This window comes from Bradyrhizobium sp. SHOUNA76, assembly GCF_023006445.1.
Classification (GTDB): Bacteria; Pseudomonadota; Alphaproteobacteria; order Rhizobiales; family Xanthobacteraceae; genus Bradyrhizobium.
In genome coordinates this window covers 1-4,069 of record NZ_JALBHA010000541.1, presented here as the reverse complement: position 1 = coordinate 4,069, position 4,069 = coordinate 1, and the positions used below count along the sequence as shown (strand labels likewise).

The 4,069-nt window shown below is 66.9% G+C and carries 2 protein-coding genes; one reads left to right on the top strand and one right to left on the bottom strand.

The annotated features are described in order from the left end of the window. On the top strand, nt 1–3,097 hold a 3,097-nt coding region (gene mfd / locus MOV74_RS32835; RefSeq protein ID WP_246931144.1), incomplete at its 5' end, for a transcription-repair coupling factor. Between the two features lie 122 nt (nt 3,098–3,219). Here the strand turns inward: mfd and MOV74_RS32830 are convergent. Further along, nucleotides 3,220–4,069 (bottom strand): GGDEF domain-containing protein (locus tag MOV74_RS32830; protein ID WP_246931143.1); only part of this gene is annotated, 850 nt, incomplete at its 5' end.

Below are 4,069 nucleotides of genomic sequence, written 5' to 3'. Positions count from 1 at the left end.
GTCGGTCGCGCCCGGCAACGTCGTGCCGATGGACACCATCGTCGCCTGGCTCGAGCACAACGGCTACAACCGCTCCTCGACCGTGCGCGAGCCCGGCGAATATGCCGTGCGCGGCGGCATCCTGGACCTGTTCCCGGCCGGCCTGGATCAGCCCGTGAGGTTCGACTTCTTCGGCGACAGCCTGGAGTCGATCCGCACTTTCGACGCCGAGACCCAGCGCACGCTGCTCGATATGCGCGCGCTCGACCTGGTGCCGATCTCCGAGTTCCAGCTCGTCACCGACACCATCCGCCGTTTCCGCATGGGCTATGTTGCCGAGTTCGGCGCGCCCACGCGCGACGATGCGCTGTACGAGGCCGTCAGCGAGGGCCGCCGCCATCCCGGCATGGAGCACTGGCTGCCGCTGTTCCAGGACCGGATGGACACGCTGTTCGACTACCTGCAAGGCGCGGCTATCGCGATCGAGCCGCAGGCCGAGGACGCCGTCCGCGAGCGCTTCAAGCAGATCCTGGACTATTACGAGGCCCGCCGCGATGCCATGGAGCATCCGGGCGGCGGCGCGATCTACAAGCCGCTGCCGCCGGATCGGCTTTATCTCACCGACGAAGAGTGGACCAAGCGCGAGAGCGACATGCCGCTGGTGCGGTTGACGCAGTTCTCCGTGCCGACCGATGGCACGAGTGTCGTCGACGCCGGCGCGCGCAAGGGCCGCGACTTCGCGCCGGAGCGCAACGACACCACGGTCAACGTGTTCGAATCCGTGGTCAGCCACGTGATGGCGCTGCACGCCCAGCGCAAGAAGGTCGTGATCGCGCTCTGGAGCGAAGGCTCGCGCGACCGCATGACTTCGATGCTGCGCGACCACAAGCTGCCCCACACCACCAGCGTCAACTCCTGGCGCACGGTGCAGGCGACCCCGCGCAACGAGACCATGCTCGCCGTGCTCGGCCTCGAGAGCGGTTTCGAGACCGACGAGATCGCGCTCATCAGCGAGCAGGACATCCTCGGCGACCGCCTGGTGCGGCCGCGCAAGGCCAGCCGCAAGCTCGACAATTTCATCTCGGAGGTGACGAGCCTTGCCGCCGGTGACATCGTGGTCCACGTCGACCACGGCATCGGCCGCTTCGTCGGCCTGCAAACGCTTGATGTCGCCGGCGCGCCGCATGACTGTCTCGAACTGCACTATGCCGCCGAAACAAAACTGTTCCTGCCGGTCGAGAACATCGAGCTGCTGTCGCGCTACGGCTCCGACCAGACCACGGTCGAGCTCGACCGGCTCGGCGGCGGCGGCTGGCAGACCCGCAAGGCGAAACTCAAGAATCGTATCCGCGAGATCGCGGGGGAATTGATCAAGATCGCTGCCGCTCGCCATCTGCACGAGGCGCCCAAGCTGCTGGTGCAGCCCGGTCTCTACGACGAGTTCTGTGCACGCTTCCCCTATGACGAAACCGAGGACCAGTTAGGGGCCATCGAATCCACACTGAAGGACCTCGAACTCGGCCGTCCGATGGACCGGCTGATCTGCGGCGACGTCGGTTTTGGCAAGACCGAGGTGGCCTTGCGCGCCGCGTTTGCCGTGGCGCTTGAGGGCAAGCAGGTCGCGGTCGTGGTGCCGACCACGCTCCTGGCGCGCCAGCACGCAAGAACCTTCACCGAGCGCTTCAAGGGCTTTCCGGTGAACGTGGCGCAGGCCTCGCGCCTGATCGCGACCAAGGAGCTCAATCTGGTCAAGAAGGGCATTGCCGACGGCTCGGTCGACATCGTCGTCGGCACCCATGCACTGCTCGGCAAGGCGATCAAGTTCCGCGACCTCGGTCTCGTCATCGTCGACGAGGAGCAGCACTTTGGCGTGACCCACAAGGAGCGGCTGAAAGCGCTTCGCTCCGAGGTGCACGTGCTGACGCTGTCGGCGACGCCGATCCCGCGCACGCTGCAACTCGCGCTCACCGGCGTCCGCGAACTCTCGATCATCGCTTCGCCTCCCGTGGATCGGCTCGCGGTTCGCACCTTCGTCGCTCCGCACGATCCCTTGATGATCCGCGAGGCGCTGCTGCGCGAGCGCTATCGCGGCGGGCAGGCGTTCTACGTGGTGCCGCGCATCGACGACCTCGCCGAGGTCAAGGACTTCCTCGACAAGAACGTGCCGGAGATGAAGGTCGCGGTCGCGCACGGCCAGATGCCGCCCGCCGTGATCGAGGACATCATGACGGCGTTCTACGACGGCAAGTTCGACATCCTGCTGTCGACCACCATCGTGGAATCCGGCCTCGACATCCCCAACGCCAACACGCTGATCGTGCACCGCGCCGACATGTTCGGTCTCGCCCAGCTCTATCAGCTCCGCGGCCGCGTCGGCCGTGCCAAGCTGCGCGCCTATGCGTTGTTCACGCTGCCGGCGCAGCAGAAGATCACGGCGCAGGCCGAGCGCCGGCTCACCGTGCTGCAATCGCTGGAGACGCTGGGCGCGGGCTTCCAGCTCGCCTCGCACGACCTCGACATCCGCGGCGCCGGCAATTTGCTCGGCGAGGAGCAGTCAGGCCACATCAAGGAGGTCGGCTTCGAGCTCTATCAGTCGATGCTGGAGGAGGCGATCGTCAACCTCAAGGCCGGCGTTTCCGAGCCTGCCGCCGACCGCTGGTCGCCGTCGATCACGATCGGCATGCCCGTGCTCATTCCGGAGGACTATGTCGGCGACCTCTCGGTGCGGCTGTCGCTGTACCGGCGCCTTGCCGACCTCGACACCGAGGAGGAGATCGAGAACTTTGGTGCCGAGATGCGCGACCGCTTCGGCGTGCTGCCGGACGAGGTGCGCTACCTGTTCAAGGTCGCCGCGATCAAGGCGTTCTGCCGAAGGGCCAATGTCGGGAAGATCGATGCCGGCCCGAAGGGCGCCGTCATCGCCTTCCGCGACAATTCGTTCGCCCATCCCGATCGCCTGGTGACCTTCATCCGCAGCCACGGCCAGGCCGCCAAGGTACGACCCGACATGAAGGTGGTGTTCCTGCAGGACTGGGAGACCCCGGAAGAGCGTCTCGCCGGCACGACGGAGATCATGCGCCAGCTGGCGCAGCTCGCGGAAAGTAAGAAGGCGGCGTAGGGGCGGGGCGACATGTCGTAGGGTGGGCAAAGCGAAGCGTGCCCACCGCAGCCGCCGTCAGGGAAAATGGTGGGCACGGCGCAAGTGCGCCTTTGCCCACCCTTGTATTAGCGCGCCTGAGACTACGACGCCGCCCTTGACGCATCCGCCGACAGCCGGGCCAGCAGCGACCTTGCCGTGTCCGACGGCGACAGCGAGTCCACGCTGACGACGGGCTCGCTGCGCATCTCGTGCTTGCCGTTGGAGGTGTGCCGCATCACCGCGGAGAGGCGGCGGGCGATCATGTGGGCGGTGCGGAAGTCGGTTTCCGCAAACACGACGATGACCGAGCCGTCCTTCTGCGCCGTGCCGAAATCCATCTGCCGCATCAGGCGGCTGAGGATGCGTGCGGCATCGAGCTGGGCGCGGGAATTGCCGGGCTCGAAAGCGAAGCGCGCGACCGACAGGCCGCCGCCGCGGGCCAGCGTCTGCTCGACCGCCTTGGCGAAATCGCGGGCGAAAGCTTCCACCGTCAGCAGGCCGCTGCGCGGATCGAGCCAGCCGCCGGCATCGATCGAGCGCAGCGTGCGGCTCAATTGTGCTTCCATCGCGTGCTGGCGGATCAGGGGCAGCGCATTGGCCGCGACCTTGGCCGGCTCGCCCGGGATCAGCTCGAGATTGGGCAGGTCGTAAGTCTGGGTCAGCTGGTGCGCGGTGACGACGACGGGCAGGCTGCGGAAGCGGGTGTCCTCGGCGAGCACCGTGAGAAAGGCGTCGGTGACGCGCGCTGTAAAACCCTCCGCGAGCACGACGCCATCGAGGTCACGGGTGTTGAGATGTTTCGCGGCCGCCTCGATCGAGAGTGCGCCGACCACGCCGACGCGTTCACCGAGCGCGACGGAGAGCGCGGGATAGGCCGCGCCCCTGCCGACCAGGAGCACGGTGGCATCGCGTGCGGGATCGCCTTGCGGCAGTGCGACCTTCACTTCCGGC